Here is a 6,384-nt window from a genome sequence, read left to right on the forward strand (position 1 = left end):
GAATGGGTGTCCAGTTTGCCGTGAAATCGGTGTCCAGTTTGGTGTGGAATACGCAATCCGGCAGCTCCGAACAAAAATGCAGGCTCGAACAGGCTTTGTAATGCCTTTAATATCGTATCTTCGGACGCCTCAATTCCACGCCGCTTCAACTTTCGCTGCATATCAGCTGCGACGTCGGAGCGTACGTCCTCGCTGCCAGTCCTCCACTGAGTCAGGGCAATACCGCATGCACCCGGATCCTGCTCGATCTCTGATGCTATTTTGACCCAAGTTGCTGATTTTGACTGCCCCATATCCAACTTCTGAAATCCCACAGAGTCCAACCGTTTGCTAAGCATGCGGGTCGGTCAACGAATTCCGGCAGCCTGCGTCAAAATAGCGTCAGCGACAACAGCTGCAACAAATAAGCTGCATTATCGCCTGTACTTCATCCGCGATATCCTATTATCATATTGCCATCAATAGCTGAGTATCAACTACTCCCGAGTAGGGTTAATGTTTGGTGCTAACTGTAATGTCGATTGGTTGTCCACTCCGAATTGAATCGGGCCATCAGCTCGAATGACGAATGCGGGAATTTATGGCGATTGCATTGTCTCTATTTCGAATTGGATTTCGACGATTGAATCTGGGTTCAGAGATGGGGCAAGCTTGTTTTCGACTGGCGGGCGGGCTGCTGTTGGCCACCGCTCTCGTAATCGCAAATATCTTTAGCCGCATCGACGGGTTCACAGGCGCAGCGTTAGGTATCTCGGCCTACCTGTTGTTCGCATCGGTCTGGATGTGGGCCATCCGATTTTCGGTGCTCCTCAACCAACAACATTGGAGGTGAGCATGGAGTGGCTTGTCATCATCGTTCTCGTAGCTGTCGTCTGGTACTGGGTAAAACGCAAAAACGCTAGGGCCTCTGCGCCAGTTAAGCCGCGCACTACCTCCGCCGTCGTTGTGCCGGAAGTGAAGGTTACCTTTACGACGTCAGCCAGCAGGAGGAGTCGAAGCGATTCAGGGGCTCCACGGGATGTGGGAGACCTCAAGAGCGCCGGCGACAATGCTTGGGTCTTGAATCCAAAATCGCCGCTGCCCTTAACCGTACAAGGAGCCGACAAGCAGCTGGCCGCTCGGCTGAAGGCTCTCCTAGGGGGCGCGGAATACTGGTCCCAAAAAATACCAGATATTGCACTCATCATTGCGCAACACAACCTCCGATTCGACGAGGTGGATGCCTTCGTCGCGCAACACCGACGCCGTTTCGATGTTGAAGTGAGTTGCCATATTTCAAACTCGTTCGAATGGAGCTCGGCCTCTGAAAAAGACCGTGAGGACCTGCGGACCGAGTTCCAAGCAAATGCGCTCGAGTCGCTAGGCATATTCGTGGGCCGTGCAGACCTTGGACGTCTGCTTGCTGGCGAGCCGGCCGAGTTCGCCGAGGACGACGAACTGCTGCGCCAGTTTGGCGGCGATGCTGCGCTGTACTCGTTCTACCTTACTCAGCTGAGCCGAAGCAGTCCGGTGGCAACCGTGAAGGCCGACGATTACGGACGCAAGTTCTGGGAGCAGTTAGTGGAAAAAGGACTTGCCCGGCGCGGCAAGGACATTCCAGCACAAATCATGCTTGATGGTTTGCGGTTGAAGGACCTCAACGATATTCTGGCGGGCACCATCCAAAAGCCGCTGGGTAGAAAAGCGAAGGCGGTGGAAGTTGCTCTTGAACTCCCGGACCTTCAAGCTCGTCTGTCCGAGCGAATCTCGTTCCGAGAGATGTTTCAAGTCATTCCTCCGCAAGGCATCAACACCGACGTCTTAGCAGAATCGTTCGCGTATGCCACCGCGTTGGCGACTGTCGTCCAGCAGACCTATTTCACGGCAGTCAATACGCTCGACGCCATCGACGAGCGCAAGCGGGACTCAGGCATCTATGACGCATGGGAAATCCAGAACTGGAAAGAGCCGCTTCCGGCCTGTGCGGCGTCGGTGTGCAAGAAGTACGACCGGCTTCCTACCAAGCTCCCTCCCTTCCACATCGGATGCGACTGTCAGCTTCAGTGTTCGTTCAAGGACTGATACACGAGCGTCTTGACCTTGAAAGCGCACAGGGACCTGTTGGCGATTGCACTATATTGCGCCAACTTCGGCAGATACTATCATCGTTGATTGACCCTGCTCTAAGGTAAAAGAACGCAGCAACTGTGCGGGCGCCAAGTCGTCGATGGATGAATTGAATGTGAAAATACAGAGTCAATTTTCAGCTATCGACAAACTATAGGAAATTATGAAGATTTTTGGCTGTCTTTTTGATTCACTCGATTATCGTCTTTCCGTTGAGGAGCGCGAGTGGCGATATACCAATCGCCGCCGACTCGAGCTTGAATATCCAAGATGGCAACGCACCCTCCTCGATTTAGGGGCGCAACCACTAACATCAGCCGGCTTGATGTTCATCTTCGTGACATTAGCATCCGTCTTAGTGTTCCTCTTTTTTAATTACGTTCAATTGCCAGTTCAATTGACAATTTTTCACTATCCGGCCGATTTGAAACCACAGGAGGCGTTAGCATATTTTTCGGCACTCTGGTCCGCACAAGTAACTACGGTCGGCCTCATATATCCTATAGTGCTTGCATTCGTAGCGCTACGGTTGCAACGTGAAAACAATACGAAAACTCTGCTGCACATATATCTGCATGATTCCCTAGCGCTTTTTGCCGGACTGAGTTCGCTATTGTTAGTCGCCGAAATGGGCATCAATCTGTTCTTCGTTCCGTATAGTGCGGTGGAGACTATCCTCGGGATAACAGCTATAGATGGCATATGGTTCGCGGTCAACATCGGACTAACCGCCTTCTTCCTCGCGCGAACATTTAAATTTATTCGACCAAATGAAAAATTTGAAATCCTTAAGAGGTACGCAGTAAATATTTGTTGGCCCAAGGAAGCGCGTGCGCACCTGGCAAACAATTTTTTTCGAAATGCTGTTGAAGCGAAGCTACTTCCCGGCCCGACATATGGCGATGAGAAAGGCAGCAGCCCTAGTATTTTTTTGGGATTCCCGAGATTTAAGCTTGGAACGGATGAGGTCGCAATAAATCTGAACAATGCCGGTGCGCTGGTGGATGTCCGTTTTCGCCTACTCCGCGCAGCTACGCAACGTTGGAAAAAGCGTGCGCCACACCAAGCCGAAGCGGATACCGCGCGCACACTCCTCAGCGGATTAAAGCATGAACATGTTCTGTGCTTCCCGCTGCAGCCCTTTAACACTTACAGTGAGAGGGTCGTATTGTGCTCAATCGACGGCGACACAAGGCTGACTCCAATTGAACGCGCTATGGTTCGCTGGTCCTTCGTCTTCCGGCCGCCAGGACGAGAGCAGCCATCGATATTGATAAACAATATTTTGCTTGAACTGCAGTCTGACGCGTTGTCCGTGATGCGAGAAGACGACCCGGACTCGTTTGTGGAATCGATAAGGCATCTCGCAGAATTATTCGTTCTGCTCGTTGAGGTAAGTGAAGTTGATGCACTCGAAGGCGGCAAAACAAACCTAACGTTGGTGCCAGACCGCTACCATCATTTTGAAGCTCCCGTTTATCAGGTTTGGAGCAGGCGATTTTTAGATTTAATTGCCGCGGCATCCGTGAAGATTTCCTCTGATACAGCGGCGATTCGAGCACTAGTTCATATTCCCAACCGCGTGTTTGGGAATCTTCGCCATCCATCTCTTTTGCCGCACCGTAAGCATTTCATCCTTTTGCTTTCCTTGGCGCTTCGCCGAATTGATACTTGGTGGGTCAATACCGCAGAAGAGCAAGGCTTCGCAACGCATGGCATCTGCAATCCAGTTACCCTGGCTCGCCCTGAAGCCGGCAGACATGACGCGGCTGTGCGTGAATTCATAAGCGCATGGGAGACGCTTAAAAATTATCTCATTATCCCGTCTGATAATGAAGACATGACTTGGCAAGAATACGGCGTAGCAGTTCAGTACTTCGAAGCTCATTTAGAACATACGGTTACGCTGCTGCTTAGCGCAGCGTGGTCGGGAAACATAGGAAGCGCCGAGTGGATGTGTGATGTACTCATCAAATGGAATGGACAGCTTGAATTCCGGCTGCGAGACAACCAAACGTACTTCCTGCGCAAGCCGTACCTCTTGACTACCGAGCTTCTAAAGAAAGACTGGTCAGAAGTAAGGAGCCTCATTGAACTACACAGTTTTGGTACTCCGAGCGACCTGAAACCAAAAGCAGTATTCGCGGTTTGTCTCCAACACTACTGGACCGACGTTTGTGCGGTGAGTATCTATATTCTTACAATCTGGAGTAAAAAATGTGCGTGTGCTGACTCGATTGCATCGAAGCTTCAGAGCGCGATTTTAGCTGGCAACGGTTTAAAGCAAGGCGGTCATCAAACAGATGGCGACCAGTTATTTGGCAGCTCAGATGATTTTTTGCTCTCTTTACTTCGCCAGTACCATGCCGACGGACAGTTTTTAGGGGGGTACCGGAAGAAGCTGGACGGTCTGGTCGAAAAAATACAGGGGCTCGCAGAATCCGAGCGAGTGGCCGGCCGAATGTACTCTCACTGGGGGGCCGACGACTTGGACTCCGTTCGCGACGGCCAACTCTTTACATTGCTAGTGCACACCGGCCGACACTCGGGGCTTCAAGGCGACCTTAGCGCAATTCTTCAGTCATGGGCGAACAGCGAGAACGCAAAACTCAGGGAATTCCAGCATCTCTTGTCCGATTGGTGTACACGATTGGATTCTGCGGCATTTGCCGAATTTCAGGAGTCTTTTGAATGCGTTCGTGCACTGCTTGGGCGGGACATCGGATTCCAGGATGCGGTAATGGAGGCGAAGAACATACTACAGCAAATAATTAGTGCTATACAGGAAGCGCAAAACAAAGCAGTGACCGAATCGCAGGTCGATGCTGGCCGGCTGCAAAAAATCGCTGAATGGGCGTCAGCTGAGGGATTTTCAAAAGAAAGAGGTCGCTTCCCAGTCCCGTTATTTGATGATGTACTGCTCGTTGACGAGCCCCTCGAAGAGAAGTGTCTCCAAATAAAGGGTCTGGAGAAGGGCCAGTTTACCGAGCCACCGCTCGCAACGAGAGTAGTAAATGAGCGAGAATGGTATTCGGCCGTCGTCCGTGACCATGTTGCGGCCTTCATAATGTCTGAGTTTATTTCGAAACTTTCGCCTGAGTCGGTAGAGGCGAACAGTCCAGAGTCCTATTGGACCTATCTTGAACAGTTTTCGCACAATGTAATTTCGTCTGGCTTGCAACCTGTGCTCCTGGTTGAAAATCCTACGATTCCGGACTGGATATGGCACTGGTCTAACGGACTGCAAGAAGACTCGCACTTTACGCCACTCGACCTTATCGTCTCGAAACCGGACAGACCGGGAATTGACGGATATTTGGGCCGACTTAATGACATCGAAGTATATAGTGCTCCATTGAATGCCGGAGCCTCTCTTTTGCTTGTCCGCGAGTCATTCCACAGGATTCGATTTGGCCGTCAGCCTAACCGCAAGCCGATTGAAATTGAGCCAATTTCAGTTGATGGGCATCCAGAGTTGATAAATCTAGCCCTAAAGTGGCAGTTTCAGGTGGATTGCGTCCAGCATCCGGCACTTTTTCTTCGGTATGCCACTTCAAAGAAAAGCTAAACGCAGTTTAGCGGCATGGGTGTCGGCGATTGCACGACATTGAGCCAATTTTCTAAAATATAATCGCGTTGACTGACCCTAATCTAGGCTGAAAGAATGCAGCAAAGCGCGGACTCCCTCTCTTTCCTGCGCAGCATGAACCGCCCTATCAACCGCCGCCCCGGCTGCTTTTCTGGCCCCCCTTCTCGTGGACAAGGGACGAAACCCGATCATCTTGGACCAGCCCGAAGAGAATCTCGACAATGAGACCGTTGTGAGCCCCTTGGTTCCTGTCTTGACCGAGGCCAAGAAGAAGCGGCAAATTATCATGGTCACTCACAATCCAAATCTGGCCGTTGTATGTGACGCGGAGCAGGTCATTTGGTCGACGTTTGATCGGAAGAGCGCGTCCAAAATATCGTATCTAGCTGGATCAATTGAGAATCCGGCACTCAATGGCCACGTCGTAAACGTGCTGGAGGGTACAAAACCGGCCTTCAACAATCGACGCATCAAATACCATTGACCGAGATTTAGCGCGCCGATTGTATGCGCATACTCCCTGGATTTTTGCGTGTCGTAGCGTCAGAGTGTGGGCATAAACCTGTTACCAGGAAGCCATCCATGACGGCTTAGCGTCTTTCCTATCCATTCTTCGTTTATAGCGTGCTTATCCGGTTGTCTCCCAAACCCACTACCGGTAGTATATTGAGCATCTGCGCCAACCTGGG

Annotated in this window: 3 protein-coding genes and 1 pseudogene; 3 read left to right on the top strand and 1 reads right to left on the bottom strand. The window is 51.2% G+C overall.

Going from position 1 to position 6,384, the window contains the following annotated elements; all coding sequences use genetic code 11:
• Positions 1-293: hypothetical protein (locus ACFOFO_RS25535; RefSeq protein ID WP_390333409.1), on the bottom strand; the 293-nt coding region annotated here is incomplete at its 3' end.
• A gap of 541 nt (positions 294-834) precedes the next feature.
• Between ACFOFO_RS25535 and ACFOFO_RS25540 the strand changes: the two genes are divergently transcribed.
• The 3 genes and pseudogenes from ACFOFO_RS25540 to ACFOFO_RS25550 all read left to right on the top strand — a co-directional run.
• Complete coding sequence (locus tag ACFOFO_RS25540) at positions 835-2,061, top strand: hypothetical protein (protein ID WP_390333412.1); 1,227 nt, start codon at positions 835-837, stop codon at positions 2,059-2,061.
• A 208-nt stretch (positions 2,062-2,269) separates the two neighbouring features.
• Complete coding sequence (locus tag ACFOFO_RS25545; protein WP_390333414.1) at positions 2,270-5,674, top strand: hypothetical protein; 3,405 nt, start codon at positions 2,270-2,272, stop codon at positions 5,672-5,674.
• Between the two features lie 181 nt (positions 5,675-5,855).
• Positions 5,856-6,179 (top strand): annotated as a pseudogene (locus tag ACFOFO_RS25550) (TrlF family AAA-like ATPase); the annotation flags it as partial.
• Between the last annotated feature and the right edge of the window lie 205 nt (positions 6,180-6,384).

The sequence above is a fragment of the Pseudundibacterium arcticum genome, assembly GCF_042646465.1.
Taxonomy (GTDB): Bacteria; Pseudomonadota; Gammaproteobacteria; order Burkholderiales; family Burkholderiaceae_D; genus Undibacterium_A; species Undibacterium_A arcticum.

Excerpts from the sequence above, each read along its gene's own strand:
- ACFOFO_RS25545 (WP_390333414.1), top strand. The coding sequence starts at position 2,270 with ATGAAGATTTTTGGCTGTCTTTTTGATTCACTCGATTATCGTCTTTCC.
- ACFOFO_RS25540 (WP_390333412.1), top strand. The coding sequence starts at position 835 with ATGGAGTGGCTTGTCATCATCGTTCTCGTAGCTGTCGTCTGGTACTGG.